Consider the following 17,793-nt stretch of genomic DNA (forward strand, 5'->3'; position numbering starts at 1 on the left):
TCTCCACCGAACCGGTCGAAAACTTTGAATCACATCCAGAAATCGCTTGGAATCGCTTTCGGGCATCCCGTAGCCCCTTGTGGGAGAGGGCATCGAGGACAGCGCGTCAAGACTCGGTTGGGTGAGGGGTATGCGTCCACGCGCATCGTTCGCGGAGGGATCCCCCTCACCCGATCGCGTGCGTGGATAGGTCGGAGATGCCCTCTCCCACAAGGGGAGAGGGCACTGTATCGCACAGCACCGCCGAGTGAACGCACTCAGTCAGGCAAGGCAGCGCCGTGAGACGCCGCGGCGACCGCGGTGGGCTAAATCGGATACACGGATCAAACAGCGGCCGGCATGGCGCCTCGTTCTCGCGGCGCGTTGCGCCCGAGGCCTGCTATCACTTTGTCCCTCGCAAGTATGCAGAGGGCGCAGGGAAGGCCAGGCGTCGGCTGACGCCTGCGGCCCGCCTGCGAAAAGAATGCAGGCGGCAGGTACCACAGGTGCAGCCGGAAACACCCGGCCTTCGACGCAATTCTGCATCGCGGACGCTTAGCCATTATGGGGCTGCCCCTCATGTGACGGTGCGCTCCCCTCCCCCTTGCGGGGAGGGGAGTAGACTGCCGCCGTGGCGCCCACTCGCGAGCGACGACCCGGAGAATTACCCGAACACGTCCTGCAGCACGCCCTCCTTGATCACGGCCACACCGTCCAGCTCGATCGTGGTGCCCATCATCGGCAGGTCGAAATGGCCAGCCGTGTAGCGGCCGGCGAATTCGTTGGCGCCGGTGGAGAACAGGAAATTGCCGGGGACGGCGCGCAACTCGGTGCCGTTGGTGTCGCGCTGGTCGTACATGGTCAGCGCCTCGTAACGCGCGCCGGGGTTCATGCCCCAGCCGACATGCGACACCGCATAGGCCTCGCGGTCGCCCCAGGAGGCGAGATAGGATCGCATCATCGCGGCATCGGCGCCCTCGCCGTCCAGCCCGGTGACGTAGTCGTCGCAGAGGGTCATCGTCACCGGCGAGGTGAGATAGCGCTTGAAGGTGAGGTTGATGTCGCCGGGCGCCATCACGATGGTGCCGTTGACCGATTTGCTCCTGGGGAAGCTGACGACGATGCCGCCCGGCCAATGCGCGAGCGTGCCGGGACGGTCGGTCCAGCCCCAGACGCCGACGGTGGAGGCGCCCTCCATGATCACGTCGAGATCGGTGCCGGCCTTCGAGGTCACGCGCATCCGCTTGGTGCCGCGCAGCATCTTGGCGGCGGCGCGCACCCGCTTCTCGAGCGCCGAGTCCGGCACCATGCGCTCGAGCGCCTCGGGATGTTCGTTGGAGATCACCAGGATGCGGGCGCCGGCTTTCAGGATCTCCGGCGTCTCCACCGCATGCATCAAGCCTTCGATGGTGCAGTCGACGACAAAGCCGGCCTGCTGCAGCGCTGAGACCACCGGCCCGAGCTTGCCGATCGCCTCCGACGCGCCGGTCGAGCGCACCGGCACCGGATGGCGGTTGCGCGGGGTCGGCACCACGACATGGAACGGCCGCGCGCCCATCCGCAGCAACGCCAGCTCGGCGATGTGGACGTTCAGCGCCCGGGACTGCGTCTCCGACAGGATCGCGGCGGTGTCACCCGCCTTGACGGCACAGCGCTCGAAGATCTCGCAGAATGCGTCGATCCATTTCGCCTCGATGCGATCCGCCAGCATGGTCGTTCTCCCGATTGTCGTTGTGTTGTTATCAGACTGAGGGAAAGCCGCGCAGCAGATACGCGCGCAGGCCTTGCAGCAGGGCGTTGAGAATGAGACCCAGCAGCGAGATCGTGATCAGCGGCACGAACATGTCGACAGCCTGGAAGGTGCGCGCGGCGGTCACCAGCACGTGACCGAGCCCGTCGGTCGAGGTGATCATCTCGGCCAGGAACACGACGATGCAAGAGATCACGAGGCCGATGCGGCAGCCGGTCAGGATCGACGGCATCGCGGCCGGCAGCACCACCTTCCACAGCACGTCGCGCGGCGGCGTGCCGGCCGCGAGCGCCGACCAGATCAGCTTCTGCTCGACGGTCGTCGCGCCGTAGTAGGTCGACAGCAGGATCGGAAACAGCGCGTCCGCCGCCACCAGCATGATCTTGGATTCGTGGCCGAAGCCGAGCAGCAGCAGGAACGCCGGATAGAGCGCGACCTTCGGCAGCGGCGCCAGCACGCGCACGATCGGCTTGACGGCGGCGTTGACAGGCGGGCTCACCGCGGCGGCAATTCCAAGGGAAACACCGAGCACCACGGCGATCGCAAAGCCGGCGAACAGCCGGAACAGCGTTGCCGCGATGTCCTGCTGAAACGTGACACTGGTGAGCTGCTGGCCCATCCGCAAAAACACCTGCCCCGGCGGCGGCAGCAGGGTCGGCGGCGCATAGCCGAACGACACCAGCCCCTGCCACAGCAGCAGGACCAGCACGATCGGCGCGGCGCCAAGGAGGATGTCGTTGGAGGTGCGCGTCATGAGAAGCTCAGCGGCATGTCGAACTGCGGCTCGGACCAGCGCACCAGCCAGCGCCTGACGACCTCGAACGCCGCATCGAGGCAGATGCCCATGGCGCCGATGATGATGATCATCGCGAACACCGTGTCGTACTGGCCCATGTCGAGCGCGTTGAACAGGATGTTGCCGGCGCCGGATTGCCGCGCGATCATCTCGCTCGTCACCATCGTGATCAGCGCCAGCACGATTCCAGTGCGGCAGCCGGTGAGGATCTCCGGAAGCGCCGCGGGCAGGACAATGCGCAGCAGGCGCTCGCCGGCCGAGAGTCCCATCGCCGCGCCCGACCACAGCATCTTCTCCTCGACCGCCTTGGCGCCCTCGAAGCTGTGGTAGATCACCGGAAGGCTGACGCCGAGGAAGATCACCAGCGTCTTGGAGATGTCTCCGACGCCGAGCCACAGCATGATGATCGGCATCAGCGCCGCCTTCGGCACCGGGTAGATCAGCATCAGCAGCGGATTGAAGAAGGCGGCGGTCGACCGGCTGCGCCCCATCAGCAACCCGAGCGGAATCGAGAACGCAAGCGCGAGCGCGAAGCCGATCGCCATCCGCCGCAGCGAGGCCAGGATGTTGATCAGGGAGTCCTTGTCGGTGAGAATCGGCGGGATCGCACGCAGCGATTCCAGCGCGGTCGGAAAGCTGTCGTTCTTCAGTCCGAGCGAGGCGAGCTGCCACGCCAGCAGCAGACCGCAGCAAGCCAGCACCGGCGCGAGCGGCTTCAGCAGGCCGTTCATGACGGCAGCTCGTTGTCACCGGAATCGTCGAACATGCGCTCGATGTCGACGATGTATTTCTGGTAGCGCGGGTCCAGCAGAAGCTCCTCGCGGCGTCGAGGGCGCGGCAGGTCGATGTCGATCACCTCGCGGATGCGGCCAGGCGAGCGCGACATCATCACGACCTTGTCGGACAGGAACACGGCTTCCTCGACCGAGTGGGTCACGAACAGCACCGTCTTGCGGTCGCGCTCCCAGATGTCGAGCAGGTCGTTCTGCAGCCGCGTACGCGTATGCGCGTCGAGCGCGCCGAACGGCTCGTCCATCAGCAGCACCTCCGGCCCGTAGGCCAGCGTGCGCGCCAGCGCGACGCGCTGCTTCATGCCGCCGGACAGCTCCTTGGGATAGAATTTCTCGAAGCCGGTGAGTCCGACCATGGCGAGCAAAGTCCGCGCGAGCGCCTCGGCCTTCGCCGGCTTCTTGCCCTGCTGCAGCGGACCATACATGACGTTGCCGAGCACGCTCTTCCAGGGAAACAGCGCGAACTCCTGGAACACCGGGCCGCGATCGGTGCCGGGACCGGTGATCGGCTTGCCCTTCATCTTCGCCGTGCCTTTGGTGGGGCTGACGAAGCCACCGACGATGTAGAGCAAGGTCGACTTGCCGCAGCCGGAGGGCCCGAGGATGGAGACGAAGGCGCCCTCGCCGACCGAAAGCGAAATGTCCGACAGCGCGGTGTGGTCGCGGCGCGACGACGTCTTGAACACCTGCGACACGTGATCGATCTCGATGATCGGCGTGGCCGCGCGGCGGCCGAGCGGAGTGCCCGCGAGCTGGCCGGGTCGGATCGGGGTCACGCCCATGTCGGCTTCTCTTTCCGATGCAGCACGCTTAGAGGCTCCGTGATATCAGGCATGAAGACTGCCGCAGACGATCGTTTTAAACCACATCCGCCGTCATTCCGGGGCAAGGCCGAAAGGCCTTGAACCCGGAATCTCGAGATTGCCTTGCGTCATGCTCAACAAGCTCGAGATTCCGGGTTCAATCATCGAAGCGCAACCGCTTCGCGTCTGCGCCTCGACGATTGCCCCGGAATGACGGGGACCTGGAAAGATTAGCAAGAACTCTGCCAATCGTCCCACGCGCGCCGCTCATTGCTGCTCCTGATCGAACCAGGGCCATTCGGCCGGTCCCTCATGCGTGACGGCGCCGAGCGGCGCCTGCCCGACCAATTTCGCATACTTCGCCAGCGCTCCCGCGCGGTGCCGCGGCGGCCGCTGCGTCCAGTGCTTGCGGCGCGAAGCCAGCTCAACGTCATCAAGCAGCACATCGAGCGTGCGCGCCTTCGCATCGATGCGGATCGGATCGCCGTCTTGCACCATCGCCAGCGGACCGCCGACGAAGGCTTCCGGCGAGACATAGCCGATGCACATGCCGCGGGTGGCGCCGGAGAAGCGGCCGTCGGTGATCAGCGCGACCTTCTCGCCCATGCCCTGGCCATAGATCAGCGCGGTGACGCCGAGCATCTCGCGCATCCCTGGACCGCCGACTGGACCCTCATTGCGGATGATCAGCACCTCGCCCGCCTGATAACTGCGCGCGCGGACCGCGGCGACGCAGGCCTCCTCGTCCTCGAACACCCGCGCACGGCCCTCGAACACCAGGTTCTTGAGGCCGGCAATCTTGATGACGGCGCCGTCGGGCGCCAGGTTGCCCTTGAGGACGGCCACGCCGCCATCCGCCATGATCGGCTTGGCCGGGCTGAACACGATCTCGCCGTCCGGCGGGTTGGCCGAGCCATATTCCTCGGCCAGCGTGCGGCCGGTGACAGTGATGCAGGAGCCGTCGATGTGGCCGCTCTCGATCAGCGCGCGGATCACCACGGCGGCGCCGCCGATGTCGTAGACGTCCTTCGCCGTGTACTTGCCGCCCGGCCTGAGATTGCCGATCAGCGGCGTGCGCGCGAACACCTCACCGACATCGTCGAGGGTGAAGCGGATGCCGGCCTCATTGGCGATCGCCGGCAGATGCAGCGCGGCGTTGGTGGAGCCGCCGGTAGCCGCGACGATGGCCGCCCCGTTCTCCAGCGCCTTCCGGGTCACGATGTCGCGCGGCAGCGGGCCGCCACGCGCGAGCATCTGCATGATCATGCGTCCGGCCTGCCGCGCGACGTGCGCGCGCTCGGCATAGACGCCGGGGATCATCGAGACGTTGGGCATCGACAGGCCCATCGCCTCCGACAGCATGCCCATGGTGTTGGCGGTGAACTGCCCGGCGCAGGCGCCGATCGTCGGCAGGCACGACCGCTCGATGCCCTCGAGCGTGTCGGCATCGATCTCGCCGGTCATGTAGCTGCCGACCGCTTCATACGAGTCGAGCACCGTGAGCGTCCTGCCCCGGTACTTGCCGGGCAGCGCGCTGCCGCCATAGATGAAGATCGACGGAACGTTGCAGCGGACCATGCCCATCATGACGCCGGGCAGGGTCTTGTCGCAGCCGCCGAAGCCGATCAGCGCGTCATAGGCCAGGCCATGGACCACGGCCTCGATGGAGTCGGCAATCAGCTCGCGCGAGAACAGAGAGAACTTCATCCCCTCATGGTTCATGCTGATGCCGTCGGAGACCGAGACCGTGGCGAACTCGCGCGGCGTGCCGCCGGCTTCGGAGACGCCCGTCTTCGCCGCATCGACCTGGAAATCGTGCGTCATGTTGCAGGGCGTCTGCTCGCCCTTCTGGCTGACGACGCCGATCATCGGCTTGGCGATGTCGGCATCATCCAGCCCCATCGCGCGCATGAAGGCCCGGTGCGGAGCGCGATCGAGCCCTTCCACCGTCACACGCGATCGCAGCTTCCTCATCGACAAGGCTCCGCGTGAAGCCGCCTACTGGATCGGCGCGACGATCGTGGGATGCTTGAACTGGGCGACGTCGAGCTTCGGCAGCATGCCGGTCTCGGCGTAGATGTCGAGCATCTTCTGGATCGCCGGGAAGTTCGGCGCGGCCACCGGATCGCGGCCGAAATCATTATCTTTCAGCAGATAGGTGTCGATCACGGCGACCGGCGCCTTCATGACCTCCGACACCACCTTCAAGGTCTCGTCGCGATTGGCGAGCGCCTTCTTCATGCCGGCGGTGATGTCGCGGACATAGGCCTTCACCAGCTCCGGGTTCTTGTCGACGAAATCGGCGCGACAGGCCTCGAGGATGTGGACGATGTTCGGCATCGCCTCGGACAGCGAGAACAGCTTGCGGGTGCCGCCCTTGGCCTCGGCGCGCGCGGCAAAGGGTTGATTCATGTTGACGGCGTCGACACGGCCCTGGCGCAGCGCATCTTCCGACACCGCGAAGCCGACTTCGACAAGCTTGATGTCCTTGGCCGGATCGAGCCCGGCCTGCTTCAGCAACATGTTGAACGGCCCTTGCGTGCCGCCGCCGATCACGGAAATGCCGACCGTCTTGCCCTTGAGATCGGCGATGGTCTTGATCGGGGAATCGTCCTTGACCGCCCAGTAGACCGAGAAGCCGCCCGGCTTCTCATAGACGTGCTGGGCGACGATGTAGGCCTTGAGCCCGCCGCCGACGACCCCGTTCGACAGCGACAGCGGCGCCTGGGTCGCGCAGTCGAGCGCGCCGGCAGCCAGCGCCTGGGTCATCGGTGCCGTTCCCTGGAACTGGGTCCATTCGATGTTGTAGGTCTTGCCGAGATCCGGAAATTCGGTCGGCCGCTTCATCATCCAGTATTTGGATTCTTCCGCCGGGATGGTCCAGCCGACGCGGATCGTCTGCTGTGCGAATGTCGGCCCCGCGCTCGTCACCAAAGCCATCGCCGCGAGTGCCGCCAGCATCAACCGTTTCCGCATCACGCCCCTCCGCCCTTTCAAAAAGGAACCTCGCGGAGAATGTTTCATGTCTCAAATATCTGTGCAAGCGCGGAAAACGCCCCGCCTTTGCCTGCCCCATGGGCAAGCCCGCTTTGCAGCGCGACAAGGCCGGGTCATCGTGAAACGCCCCGCGGTCCGTGTGCCGCGGCGCGGTCGACAACGCAAGGTCGCACGCTCCAGGGTGGCGAAAGTGGCCGTTCAGCCGACTGGCGTCGCCGCGTCGCACGCGCTAGGGAGAAGCCCCGAATTGACCTTTTGAGGAGTTCTTCGATGTCGATCCAGCGTTTCGAAATTGGCCCGCGCATGAGCCAGGTCGTCGTTCACGGCAATACCGTCTATCTCGCGGGAGTCGTCGCGCAGAAGACCGCCGGTGAAAGCGTCACCAAGCAGACCGAGGAGATTCTCTCGATCATCGACGGCCACCTCGCCAAGGCCGGCACCGACAAGTCGAAGCTGTTGTCCGCGACGATCTACCTCACCGACATCAAGACCTTCGGCGAAATGAACGCCGTGTGGGATGGCTGGGTCTCGGCCGGCAATACCCCGGCGCGCGCCACGGTCGAAGCCAAGCTGGCTGCGCCGCAATACACCGTCGAGATCATGGTGATCGCGGCGAAATAGGCGCGCTGGGTCGCCGCGCACTAGTCAGTGTCGCGGCGACCAGTATTGCGATTGAGCGGACCACGCCGCTCGCGCATGAGCCCTTCCGGAAGCACCGGCTCGGTGCCGGGCAACGGCTCGGCCCGCACGTCGGCGCCCCACTGCTCCTGCTGGCGGGGCGTCGTTTTGTCCTTGACCTGGTGCGACTGCGGCAGACCGTCCTTGCTGACGGGGTCGTAGGCGCCGGAGCGCAGGTCGCGGGTGTCTCTGCCTGTCATGATCTTTCAACAAGCGGTGTCCAGCATTCGTTCCTGATCGCCGGCATGGAACAGATGCCCTCCTGCCGCCGCAGGACCAGCCACGGTCAGGACTGCGGCCGCAGCGGCGCGCCCTCGCGGACGCCGTCGACCTTCACGGCCAGCCGTTTGATCTTGTCGTAAAGCGTCTGCTTCGGAATGCTCAGCAGCGCCGCAGTCGCCGGCACGTCGCCGAGCTTGCGGCGCAACGCATCCTCGATGATCGAGCGCTCGATGTTCTCCAGCTGCCGTGGCAGCGACAGCTCCGAGGCCGCGGCGCCCGAGCGGTCGAGGACCTTGCGGTCGAGCACACCGAGCACGAAGCGGTCGGCGACGTTGCGCAGCTCGCGCACGTTGCCCGGCCATGAGTAGCCGAGCAGCAGCGACATGGTCTGCTCGTTCACGATCGGCGCGTCGCGCTCGAACCGCTTGGCAGCCTCGAGGGTGAAGTGCTCGAACAGGATCGGGATGTCCTCGCGGCGTTCGCGCAACGGAGGCAGCTCGATGAACGCGACGCCGAGACGATAATACAGATCGGCGCGGAACAGCTTCTGCTCGCTGAGCTCGAACAGATTGGCCTTGCTGGCCGCCACCACGCGGCAATCCACCGCCACAGGCTTGTTGGAGCCGACGCGCTCGACCGAGCGGTCCTGCAACGCCCGCAGCAGCTTCACCTGCACGCTGAGCGGCATGCTCTCGATTTCGTCGAGGAACAGCGTGCCGCCATGGGCATATTCGATCTTGCCGATCCGCTGCTTGGTCGCGCCGGTGAAGGCGCCGGCCTCGTGGCCGAACAATTCGCTCTCGACCAGCGACTCCGGCAGGCCGCCGCAATTCACCGCGACATAGTTGCCGCCGCGCCTGGCGCTGTGAGCGTGCAGGCAGCGGGCGACGACGTCCTTGCCGGTGCCGGTCTCGCCATAGATCGTCACGTCGACATTGGTCGAGGCCAGGGTCGAGACCAGGCGGCGCACCTCCTGGATCTGCGGCGAGCGCCCGAGCAGGCTCGCCTCGATGCCCTGGCGGTCGGCGAGCGCCGAGCGCAGCGCGCGGACTTCGAGCGTCAGGCGGCGCTTGTCGAGCGCGCGGCGCACGACGGAGACGAGCTGCTCCGACGAGCACGGCTTCTCGATGAAGTCATAGGCGCCGTTGCGCATCGCTTCCACGGCCATCGAGATATCGCCGTGTCCGGTGACCAGGATGACCGGCAGGTCCGGATCGAGCCGGTGCAGCTCGGACAGCCACTCGGTGCCGCTCTTGCCGCGCAGCCGCACGTCGGAGACCACCACGAACGGCATGTCGGCGCGAACGGTCGTGCCTGCGGCTTCGGCGGAGGCGAACGGCGTGACCGAGAGCCCGGCGAGCTGCAGCGCCTGGACTGCGCCGATGCGGACATCCTCGTCGTCCTCGACATAGATCACGCCGACCGGTTGCTCAGGAGTCATGCGGGAACCTCTTCAATCGGCAAGCGGCAGCAGCACAATGAACTCGGCGCCGGACGGCTCGAGATTCCGCGCCCGCAGCTCGCCGCCGAACGACCGCGCGATGTGATTGGCGATCACGAGCCCAAGTCCGAGACCCTTGCCGGCCGGCTTGGTCGTCACGAAGGGCTCGAACAGGCGCGGCAGGACATCTGCGGCGATCGCCGGGCCGCTGTTGGCGATGGTGATGCGGCACTGGCCCTCCTCACGCACGGCGCGGATGTGGATGGACTTCCGCGCGGCGCCCTCGACGGCATCGAGCGCGTTGGCGATGATGTTGCAGAGCAGTTGCTCGAGCCGGATCTGATCGGCCCTGACATGAAGCTCGGGCGCGAGATCGATGGTCACGTCGACATTGCCGTCCTTCACCCGCGCGCCGAGGATCTTGAGCGTCTCGGATAGCGCCTGCTCGACCGAGACGGCATCGAGCGGCGCGTTCGATTTGTAGGCGAACACGCGCAGCTGGCCGGTCAGGCGCGCCAGCCGGCGGACCAGCTCGCCGATGCGGATGAGATTGCCGCGGGCCTCGCCGATCATGCCGCGATCGACGAATTGCACGGCATTGTCGGAGGCGGTCTGAAGCGCCGCCAGCGGCTGGTTGATCTCGTGCACCATGCCGGCCGACATCTGGCCGAGCACGGCGAGCTTGCCGGCATGGACGAGTTCGTCCTGCGCGGCGCGCAATTCGGCGGTGCGCTCCTGCACCCGCATTTCCAGCCTGTCATTGGCGGCCTGCAGCGCGGCCTGGCTCGCCAGCCGCTGCCGGATCTCGCGGCGTCGCTGCGCCAGCAGGCCGAACGCCAGCAGCGCCACGATGCTGGCGAGACCCGAGAGCGTGCCGATGATCAAGGCCGTCCGCCGGATCGGCGCCTCGTCGTCGAGCAGCAGCAGCTGCCATTGCCGCCCGTTGAGCGGACGCTCGTCGACGCTGTAGACCGCGCCGCGCTCGGTCGCGACCTGGCCGCCGCGATCGGTCCTCTCCATGAAGCTCCAGCCGAGCGGCGCGAGGCTGGAGCTGCCATAGGGCTTGGACGTCGCGATCTCCTCGAGCGCGTCGGCCGAGAGCGGCGTCAACGGGCGGAAACGCCATTCCTCGCGCGAGGCGAGAATGGTGACGCCGCGGGCGTCGACCAGCAGCATGTCGGCACCGCGGTTGCGCCATTCGCGCTCGAAGGCATCGAGATTGACCTTGACGACGGCGACACCGATCGTCCGTCCCTCTTGCTTGACGGCATAGGACAGGTAATAGCCGGCGCGCGCGCTGGTGATGCCGATGCCGAAGAACACGCCGCGACCGGTCGCCAGCGCCTGGCGCATATAGGGGCGGTAGGACAGGTTGCTGCCGACCGGCGTTCCCGGCTGATCGAAGTCGGCGGCGGCGATCGCATCACCGGCGACGGTGAGGACATAGAGGTTGTCGGCGCCGGCCAGCAGGTTGATCGACTTCAGATGCAGGCTGACGCTCTGCTGCAGCGCGCGATCGTCCGGCGTGCCGAGCAGCCGGAAGACATCGGGCGAGGTCTCCAGCAGCGAGGGCAGATATTCGAAGCGCGAGAGGTAGCCGTCGAGCTGCGCGGCCTCGACCGCCAGCCGCTGCTGGGCCGCGGCGTGCCGCTGATCGAGCCCGCGGGAAAAGGCAATGGCATAGCCGAGCCATGCCGCGACGCCGACCAGCGCAGCCGCCATCACTCCGCGAGCGACCCAGCCCGCGCGCCTGCCGACCACCGCGGTGACGTCGGGATGTCCCTCGAGGCCGATCCGGAATGGAAGGTCCGTCATTCCCTTTTCCAGGCCCATCACTTCCCAGGCCCGTGTACCGGGCCGCGGCTGCCGTATCCGTAATTGTGCTGCAAGTCTAAGGTCTTGCCGGGCAATAGGCGACAACAAAATCGGCCGGGCCGACGCCAAGGCGCCCTCGTCAGTGCAGCTTGACGTGCGGCTCGGTGCGGCGGGTGATCAGGCGCGCCAGCGTGTCCAGCGACACCTTCGCGAGCCCGTGCAGCGCGTATTCGTGCATCTTGTAGAGCGACAGATACATCATCCGCGCGAACAGGCCTTCGAACACCAGATTGCCGCCGACCAGCGCGCCCATCATCGAGCCGACCGTGCTGAACTCGCCGAGTGACACCAGCGAGCCGAAATCGTGATAGCGGTAGTCCGCCAGCGGCTCGCCTCTGACGAAGCGCGGAATCTGCTTGTAGAGATGCGACGCCTGCTGATGCGCCGCCTGCGCCCGCGGCGGCACGTTGCCGCGCTCGCCCCAGGAGCAGGCCGAGCAGTCGCCGATCGCGAAGACGCGCTCGTCGCGCGTGGTCTGCAGGGTCTGCCTGACCACGAGCTGGTTGATGCGGTTAGTCTCCAGGCCCGCAATGTCCTTCAGGAAGTCGGGCGCCTTGACGCCCGCGGCCCAGACGATCAGCTCGGCCGGGATGACACGGCCGTCGACAAGGCTGACCTTGTCGGCGCCGACCTCGGCGACCTTGGCGCCAACCAAGACCTCGACGCCGAGCTTTGCGAGCAGCTTCTCGGTCTCACGCGAGACCCGCTCAGGCAATGCCGGCAACACCCGGCCCGCGGCCTCGATCAGCGTGATCCTGATGTCCTTCTCGGCGTCGACCTGGTCGAGACCATAGGCCACCACCTCGCGCGTCGTGCGATGGAGCTCCGCGGCCAATTCGACGCCGGTCGCACCGGCGCCGATAATCGCGACCTTCAGCTGGTGCGGCGCGATCGGCGATGACTGCGAATGGACGCGGATGCAGGCGTTGATCATGCGCTCATGGAAGCGCCTGGCGTCGCGCTGCGATTCCAGCTTGATGGCGTGGTCGACGACGCCGGGCGTACCGAAATCGTTGTTCTGGCTGCCGATGGAAATGACGAGCACGTCATAGAGGATGGTCCGCTGCGGCGTGACCTCGCGCCCCTCGGCGTCGAGGTAGGGCGCCACCAGCACCTCGCGCTTGTCGCGGTCGAGGCCGATCATGTCGCCGATGCGGTAGTGAAAGCCGTGCCAATAGGCCTGGGCGAGATAGTCGACCTCGTGCGCGGAGATGTCCATGCTGCCGGCCGCGATCTCGTGCAGCTTCGGCTTCCAGACATGGGTACGGTTGCGCTCGACCAGCGTGACGTCGAGCTTGCCCTTGCGGCCGTATCTGTCTCCGAGCCGGGTCGCGAGCTCCAAGCCGCCGGCGCCACCGCCGACGATCACGATGCGAGGAACACCAGACTGCGCAACGGCCATCATCCAATCTCCCCGAGGGTGACCGCGGCGCGACGGAATGACTGCGATGTCACTCCGGCTGCGTCATCACTTCGGCACCGCCGCCCCAGCCAGCGCGACCATGTTCACGATACGCCGTATCGTCGCGATGGTCAGACCATGCCGGCCTTGCGGCACCAGGCAGGATGCCTCCACGGTAAACCCCTGCCTGCCGCCACCTTAGCAGATTATCCGAGATGTTGGCGGCATCGCGATTGGGCAGGGCCGCGGCCGGCGCTACCGACGCTGGAATGCGACAGCAGCGCCCACCGCGACCGCAGGCCTATCCCGTCGTGACTGCGACTTCGACATCGGCCGGATCGATATCGCGATCGAGCGCGATGCGCAGCTTGTCGCGATCGAGCTCGCCTTCCCACCACGCCACGATCACGCAGGCGACGCCGTTGCCGCACAGATTGGTCAGTGCGCGGCACTCGCTCATGAACTTGTCGATGCCGAGCACGATCGCCATGCCCGGAACGAGCTCCGGCCGCACAGCCGCAAGCGTTCCGGCCAGGGTGATGAAGCCGGCGCCGGTGATGCCCGAGGCGCCCTTCGAGGTCAGCATCGCGACCAGCAGGATCGTGATCTGCTCGCCGAAGGAGAGGTGAACGTTCATCGCCTGCGCGATGAACAGCGTCGCCAGCGTCATGTAGATGTTGGTGCCGTCGAGATTGAACGAGTAGCCAGTCGGAACCACCAGGCCGACGACCGGTTTGGAACAGCCGAGCCGCTCCAGCTTCTCCATCATCTGCGGCAGCGCGCTCTCGGATGACGAGGTGCCGAGCACGATCAGCAGCTCGTCCTTGATGTATTTGAGGAACTTGAAGATCGAGAATCCGGCGATGCGGGCGATGATGCCGAGCACGATCACGACGAAAGCGAGTGACGTGAGATAGAAGGTCGCGATCAGGCCGGCGAGGTTGCCGAGCGCCTGCGGCCCGTAGCGACCGATGGTGAAGGCCATGGCGCCGAAGGCACCGATCGGAGCGGCCTTCACCACGAGGGCGATGACGCCGAAGATCGCGTGCGCGGCGTCGTCGATGAAGGCGCGCATCGTATGGCCGCGCTCACCGAGCGTCATCAGGGCGATGCCGAACAGGATCGAGAACAGCAGCACCTGCAGGATATCGCCCTGCGCGAACGCTCCGACCACCGTGTCCGGGATGATGTGAAGCACGAAGTCGACCGACTTCATCTCGCTCGCCTGCTTGGCGTAGTTGGCGACGGCGGCGGTGCCGGCGTTGCTCTGGCCCTGGAACCCTGCCCCCGGCTGAATGAAATTGCCGACGATGAGCCCGAGCGCAAGCGCGAAGGTCGAGACGATCTCGAAATAGATCAGCGCCTTGACGGCAACGCGCCCGACCTTCTTGACCTCGGAGACGTGCGCGATGCCCGACACGACGGTGCAGAAGATGACCGGCGCGATCACCATCTTGATCAGCTTGACGAAGCCGTCGCCCAGCGCCTTGATCCATTCGTTCTTGCCGAGCTCGGGCCAGAGCCAGCCGACGATGACACCGAGCACGATCGCGAACAGGACCTGCACATAGAGGACCCGGTAGAACGGCTTCTGCGGTGGTGCCGCGGCCGCTGTGGTGGTTGCAGACATCGTATCTTCTCTCCCTGATCTTACTCGGTCTATCTCTCTGGTCTGCCTATGACCCGCTTCCGCGCCGGCTCCATTGCATGCCGGAGCAACGTCATGCGTCCGGACGCGGGCCGGGCCGGGGGGCGGACCCGCGAAGCTGCGCAGGCGGAATCGCCTGTCGCCGGGTCTCAGGTGAGGGATGGGCTGTGGGCTGGCATCCGGACGTCCCCTCGCATCTGTTGTTCTGGAGCTGGCGCTCGTTTGGCGGCTCACTAAGCAGCAATCGTGCCAGCGGCGCGGCGCAGCATGGGGCGCCTGCATGTCCTTCAGTTTGCTACGATTTGTGAACCATCACGCGGCGGGCGGTCAAGGCACAGCGCGCGGTTTGTCTGGACTTCCGGAATTTTGCCATCGCAGGCACCCGAAACATCGGACGTACCGGCGACATTGTCCCACGGGCGATATCCAGCCCTGCCTGTCGGGCGCTCGACCTGGCTGGGGCGGGAGGGATCGAACCTCCGAATGGCGGGATCAAAAGCTACGGGCGTCCGCTGTAAATCAACGCCAATTCTGAATTTGGCGCAGATTCTAGCCCTAGTACCCGGCGGACAGAACCTGGGATGTGGCGGTTCCGGCATCGACTGCGCCACGCTGTACATCCGCAATGTTGGCCGAGACCAACTGCGTTCCCGCGCCCGCGTGCTGGACATTGTGCGAGATCTCCCGGGTGGCAGCGCCCTGCTGCTCCACGGCCGATGCGATCGTCGACGAAATCTCCTGCAGCTTCTCGATTGTGATGCCGATCTCGCGGATGGCACCGACCGATTGCTGGGTGGCGGACTGGATGCTCGAGATCTGCTGGCCGATCTCGCCGGTGGGCCGCGTCGTTCGCGACTTTGACATGGCCGGCAGCCGGAAAGAAGGACGCAACGGCGGCTCCCCCTGGTCAAAGCTCGCGGACCCGGCGAGGATGCGCCTTCGTATGCCATGCCCAGGCTGACCTGATGATCGTACGCAGGTCCGATCGCAATGGGCGGAACTGGAGATCGTCGTTGGCAGCTGTGGGGTCCGCCACCAACGTGGAGGGGTCACCGGGGCGACGATCCTTCATCGTTGCGGGCGGCGCAGAACCGGTTTCCCGCTCAATGGCGTGCAACACCTCTTTGACCGAATAACCCTTGCCGGTTCCGAGATTGAACGCTCGTCCGACAATTTTCCTTTCGTTTCTCATCAAGGCATGGATTGCCCTCACATGCGCATCTGCCAAATCGCTGACATGAATGTAGTCCCGGACTGCCGATCCATCGGGAGTATCGTAATCATCCCCGTAGACGGCGAACTCATCCAGGTGTCCCTGAATGACCATCAGCGCCCGCGGAATCAGATGAGTTTCGGGGTCCCGAAGTTCGCCGATGAGCCCGCAATCATCTGCCCCGCAAGCATTGAAATAGCGCAACCGAATCGCGTTGAATCCATATGAAGCCTCGAAGTCCCCGATGATCTGCTCGGCCATCCATTTCGATCTGCCGTATGGATTTACGGCATGCCCTGCTTGGGCTTCTCTGATGGGCATCAGAGGTACTTCGCCATAGACTGCGCCGGTGCTCGAAAAAACAATGTTGGAGCATCCGGCCTTGCGCATGGAGTCGAGCAGCGTCAGCGTGCCGACCACGTTGTTACGATAATAAATGTGAGGATGCGATACAGACTCACCCACCAGGCTCAATGCCGCCAAATGAATAACGGCCTGGATCTCAAACTCCCTTAGCGCTGCAACGAGGCTCCGTTCGTCCAGGATGTCCCCCGTAACAAGAGGTCCCCAGTTCACAAACGATCGATGGCCGATTGCAAGGTTGTCGTAGCAGACAGGCTCAAATCCAGCTTCCTTAACTGCCTTGCAACAATGTGACCCGATGTATCCGGCTCCGCCCGTAACAAGAATCCGCCGCCCAGCACCCATGCAAGAACTCGCTTTCTTCAGCCGCAACCTTCCCGCCTCGCAACCTCAACCAATGCGATCAAATATCGACACGACACCTTTCGATCGATACCATGGGTTATCGTTGTGGTCGACCGGCTTGCTCGAGTCCCGCTCATTCGGGTGACGGCCTCCAACGTGCTGCAGTCGTCGTAGCGATCCACTCAAGGCAACGATCCGGCCAGTTTGCGACCTCGCCGCCATGAATTCCGAGGCCAAAGCCATGGCCGCCGTGATCACAGATCATGGCCTCCACAGGCACGGCCGCCGCGCGCAGCGCCTCAAGATAGACGAAGCTATTCTCTGGCTTGGCGACGGTGTCGTCCCGAGCGTGAACGACAAATGTCGGACAGACGCCTGGCGTGACGGCCCGCTCAAACGAGTAACGTCCGGCCACGGCATCGGATGGAGACTTCCCGAGCAGGGCCTTGCGTGATCCAGCATGGGTAATGGCTCGATCCATTGAGATTACGGGGTAGACCAGGATGGCAAAGGCCGGCGATCCCGCCGACCGCGAGGCCCATGCCACCATATGCCCGCCGGCCGAGAAGCCCATGGCGCCGATCCGATCGGAGCGGATCCCCCACACCGTCGCATAGGCGCGCGTCACTGCCAGCGCTTCGTCGAGATCGGCCATCGGCAACGGCAGGGCGGTGTCCGCCCGATCCGATTGCGGCAGCCGGTATTTCAGGACAAGGCCGGCGATGCCCCGCGCCGCCAGCCAGCGCGCGACGTCATGACCTTCCTTGTCGATGGTGACGCCGGCATAGCCGCCGCCCGGACAGATGACGATCGCCGTTCCGGTCGCGATCCGCCGCTCGGGGAGGAACACCGTCAAGGTCGGCCGGCCGACGACGCGCACCGACCGGTCGGGACGACTGACGCCACGCTCTTCGATCCGATCGGCCATCGCCGATCCGCCGTTCCTGGTGCCCAGCGCCAACTCGATCGGCAGCCGCCCGTCGCCCGTCGTCGTCCATGACGATCCCATCTGCAGGACCCCGCGCAGAACATGCTCGACGCCCTCGATGGCTGGCAGCGCCAACGTCTTGGCTGAAGATGTCTTGGCAGAAGATGTCTTGGCTGAAGACGCCACTGCATCCAAGCCCACAGCGGCATAGCGGCCACGAACCAGCCGCACGAGGCGCGCAATGCCGGGTTGGGGACTGTCCGTCACGACGGGAATGCCGAACAGGACGCCCAAAACGGCGCCCCAGTTCGCACCGCGCGACGACGGCGCGTAGAGTGCCGCGGGCCGACGGCTACGCAACTGCCAGGCCAGCCGCATCAGGCCGGAGAACCGCGTGAGTCCGGCCGGCCAGAGTTCCGGCGCAAACCAAGTGGGATCGAAACCGTCGCACAAGGTGGCGGCTCGCGCCAGCGATGCCGCGTCGGCATCGTCGAACAGAATTGCCAATCGGAACGGTGTGGGCGCCTTCATCGCCCCGGCCGAAGCGCACGTTGTGCTGTTC

At 65.5% G+C, this 17,793-nt stretch carries 14 protein-coding genes and 1 pseudogene; 1 reads left to right on the forward strand and 14 read right to left on the reverse strand.

Going from position 1 to position 17,793, the window contains the following annotated elements; genetic code table 11:
* Positions 1 to 643 precede the first annotated feature (643 nt).
* The 6 genes from QW868_RS27865 to QW868_RS27890 form a co-directional block, all read right to left on the reverse strand.
* Positions 644 to 1,690, reverse strand: a complete 1,047-nt coding sequence (locus tag QW868_RS27865) for a peptidase M29 (RefSeq protein ID WP_316232024.1) — start codon at positions 1,688 to 1,690, stop codon at positions 644 to 646.
* 31 nt (positions 1,691 to 1,721) lie between these two features.
* Positions 1,722 to 2,483: an ABC transporter permease gene (locus QW868_RS27870; RefSeq protein WP_315741106.1), complete on the reverse strand. Its 762-nt coding sequence runs from the start codon at positions 2,481 to 2,483 to the stop codon at positions 1,722 to 1,724.
* The gene (locus QW868_RS27875; RefSeq protein WP_315773047.1) at positions 2,480 to 3,256 is read right to left on the reverse strand and encodes an ABC transporter permease; all 777 of its coding nucleotides are present in this window, start codon (positions 3,254 to 3,256) and stop codon (positions 2,480 to 2,482) included. The genes QW868_RS27870 and QW868_RS27875 overlap by 4 nt, the downstream gene beginning before the upstream one ends.
* Complete coding sequence (locus QW868_RS27880) at positions 3,253 to 4,098, reverse strand: ABC transporter ATP-binding protein (RefSeq protein WP_315782577.1); 846 nt, start codon at positions 4,096 to 4,098, stop codon at positions 3,253 to 3,255. The genes QW868_RS27875 and QW868_RS27880 overlap by 4 nt, the downstream gene beginning before the upstream one ends.
* A gap of 288 nt (positions 4,099 to 4,386) precedes the next feature.
* Positions 4,387 to 6,093, reverse strand: a complete 1,707-nt coding sequence (gene ilvD, locus QW868_RS27885) for a dihydroxy-acid dehydratase (protein ID WP_315812697.1) — start codon at positions 6,091 to 6,093, stop codon at positions 4,387 to 4,389.
* Between the two features lie 24 nt (positions 6,094 to 6,117).
* The gene (locus QW868_RS27890) at positions 6,118 to 7,095 is read right to left on the reverse strand and encodes an ABC transporter substrate-binding protein (protein ID WP_316232025.1); all 978 of its coding nucleotides are present in this window, start codon (positions 7,093 to 7,095) and stop codon (positions 6,118 to 6,120) included.
* Between the two features lie 291 nt (positions 7,096 to 7,386).
* Here QW868_RS27890 and QW868_RS27895 point away from each other — a divergent pair, with 291 nt between their 5' ends.
* Entirely contained in the window at positions 7,387 to 7,737 is a 351-nt protein-coding gene (locus tag QW868_RS27895) for a RidA family protein (RefSeq protein WP_315741101.1), read from the forward strand.
* Between the two features lie 20 nt (positions 7,738 to 7,757).
* Here the strand turns inward: QW868_RS27895 and QW868_RS27900 are convergent, their stop codons facing one another.
* The 8 genes and pseudogenes from QW868_RS27900 to QW868_RS27935 form a co-directional block, all read right to left on the reverse strand.
* Positions 7,758 to 7,994, reverse strand: coding sequence for a hypothetical protein (locus QW868_RS27900; RefSeq protein WP_315741100.1), 237 nt, complete (start codon positions 7,992 to 7,994; stop codon positions 7,758 to 7,760).
* A gap of 86 nt (positions 7,995 to 8,080) precedes the next feature.
* Positions 8,081 to 9,457 (reverse strand): sigma-54 dependent transcriptional regulator, encoded by a 1,377-nt coding sequence (locus QW868_RS27905; protein ID WP_315741099.1) that lies wholly within the window; start codon positions 9,455 to 9,457, stop codon positions 8,081 to 8,083.
* Between the two features lie 12 nt (positions 9,458 to 9,469).
* On the reverse strand, positions 9,470 to 11,272 hold the full coding sequence (locus QW868_RS27910; protein ID WP_315741098.1) for an ATP-binding protein: 1,803 nt from the start codon (positions 11,270 to 11,272) through the stop codon (positions 9,470 to 9,472).
* Positions 11,273 to 11,411: 139 nt separating this feature from the next.
* On the reverse strand, positions 11,412 to 12,734 hold the full coding sequence (locus QW868_RS27915; RefSeq protein ID WP_316232026.1) for an NAD(P)/FAD-dependent oxidoreductase: 1,323 nt from the start codon (positions 12,732 to 12,734) through the stop codon (positions 11,412 to 11,414).
* A 301-nt stretch (positions 12,735 to 13,035) separates the two neighbouring features.
* Positions 13,036 to 14,364, reverse strand: a complete 1,329-nt coding sequence (locus QW868_RS27920; RefSeq protein WP_315741096.1) for a dicarboxylate/amino acid:cation symporter — start codon at positions 14,362 to 14,364, stop codon at positions 13,036 to 13,038.
* A gap of 582 nt (positions 14,365 to 14,946) precedes the next feature.
* Positions 14,947 to 15,234 (reverse strand): annotated as a pseudogene (locus QW868_RS27925) (methyl-accepting chemotaxis protein); the annotation flags it as partial.
* 55 nt (positions 15,235 to 15,289) lie between these two features.
* Entirely contained in the window at positions 15,290 to 16,303 is a 1,014-nt protein-coding gene (galE, locus tag QW868_RS27930) for a UDP-glucose 4-epimerase GalE (protein ID WP_316232069.1), read from the reverse strand.
* Positions 16,304 to 16,436: 133 nt separating this feature from the next.
* Complete coding sequence (locus QW868_RS27935) at positions 16,437 to 17,762, reverse strand: alpha/beta hydrolase (RefSeq protein WP_316232027.1); 1,326 nt, start codon at positions 17,760 to 17,762, stop codon at positions 16,437 to 16,439.
* Positions 17,763 to 17,793 lie beyond the last annotated feature (31 nt).

The sequence above is a fragment of the Bradyrhizobium sp. SZCCHNR1051 genome, from assembly GCF_032489615.1.
Lineage (GTDB): Bacteria > Pseudomonadota > Alphaproteobacteria > Rhizobiales > Xanthobacteraceae > Bradyrhizobium.

Excerpts from the sequence above, each read along its gene's own strand:
- QW868_RS27865 (WP_316232024.1), bottom strand. The coding sequence starts at position 1,690 with ATGCTGGCGGATCGCATCGAGGCGAAATGGATCGACGCATTCTGCGAG.
- QW868_RS27870 (WP_315741106.1), bottom strand. The coding sequence starts at position 2,483 with ATGACGCGCACCTCCAACGACATCCTCCTTGGCGCCGCGCCGATCGTG.
- QW868_RS27875 (WP_315773047.1), bottom strand. The coding sequence starts at position 3,256 with ATGAACGGCCTGCTGAAGCCGCTCGCGCCGGTGCTGGCTTGCTGCGGT.
- QW868_RS27880 (WP_315782577.1), bottom strand. The coding sequence starts at position 4,098 with ATGGGCGTGACCCCGATCCGACCCGGCCAGCTCGCGGGCACTCCGCTC.
- ilvD (WP_315812697.1), bottom strand. The coding sequence starts at position 6,093 with ATGAGGAAGCTGCGATCGCGTGTGACGGTGGAAGGGCTCGATCGCGCT.
- QW868_RS27890 (WP_316232025.1), bottom strand. The coding sequence starts at position 7,095 with ATGCGGAAACGGTTGATGCTGGCGGCACTCGCGGCGATGGCTTTGGTG.
- QW868_RS27895 (WP_315741101.1), top strand. The coding sequence starts at position 7,387 with ATGTCGATCCAGCGTTTCGAAATTGGCCCGCGCATGAGCCAGGTCGTC.
- QW868_RS27900 (WP_315741100.1), bottom strand. The coding sequence starts at position 7,994 with ATGACAGGCAGAGACACCCGCGACCTGCGCTCCGGCGCCTACGACCCC.
- QW868_RS27905 (WP_315741099.1), bottom strand. The coding sequence starts at position 9,457 with ATGACTCCTGAGCAACCGGTCGGCGTGATCTATGTCGAGGACGACGAG.
- QW868_RS27910 (WP_315741098.1), bottom strand. The coding sequence starts at position 11,272 with ATGACGGACCTTCCATTCCGGATCGGCCTCGAGGGACATCCCGACGTC.
- QW868_RS27915 (WP_316232026.1), bottom strand. The coding sequence starts at position 12,734 with ATGGCCGTTGCGCAGTCTGGTGTTCCTCGCATCGTGATCGTCGGCGGT.
- QW868_RS27920 (WP_315741096.1), bottom strand. The coding sequence starts at position 14,364 with ATGTCTGCAACCACCACAGCGGCCGCGGCACCACCGCAGAAGCCGTTC.
- galE (WP_316232069.1), bottom strand. The coding sequence starts at position 16,303 with ATGGGTGCTGGGCGGCGGATTCTTGTTACGGGCGGAGCCGGATACATC.
- QW868_RS27935 (WP_316232027.1), bottom strand. The coding sequence starts at position 17,762 with ATGAAGGCGCCCACACCGTTCCGATTGGCAATTCTGTTCGACGATGCC.